This window comes from Desulfofundulus thermobenzoicus (assembly GCF_009428905.1).
Lineage (GTDB): Bacteria > Bacillota > Desulfotomaculia > Desulfotomaculales > Desulfovirgulaceae > Desulfofundulus_A > Desulfofundulus_A thermobenzoicus.
The window spans coordinates 1-437 of the sequence record NZ_WHYR01000208.1 but is presented as its reverse complement, the minus strand read 5'-3'; the positions used below and the strand labels follow the sequence as shown (position 1 = coordinate 437).

General features: G+C 42.1%; 1 pseudogene. It reads right to left on the bottom strand.

Annotated features, from left to right (window positions below):
* Nucleotides 1-437: pseudogene (gene secA, locus GFC01_RS18275) on the bottom strand (preprotein translocase subunit SecA); the annotation flags it as partial.

Below are 437 nucleotides of genomic sequence, written 5' to 3'. Positions count from 1 at the left end.
CTTCTTCACTGTCTTCTCCTCATCGCCCTCTTGCGGCTGATGAGCCGTTGTTTGACCTTGAACCACTTCTTCACGTTCTAGGTTGTTTTGGATTTCTGATTTCAAGACATACTTGGCCACATCATCTTCAATTGAAGCAACCATATGCTCAAACATCGCAAATCCTTCCATTTGGTATTCACGAAGCGGATTCGTTTGTGCGTACGCACGTAAATGAATACCTTGACGCAGCTGATCCATTGCATCGATATGGTCCATCCACTTCGAATCCACCGCACGAAGAACGATGACTTTTTCAAATTCACGCATTTGTTCTTCGCCAAATGTTTCTTCTTTTGCATCGTATTTTTCTTTAATACGATCCATGATGAAGGTTGTGATTTCATCTGCTTCTTTACCGAAGATATCTTTGACCGTAATGGCACCTTCGTCTAAAT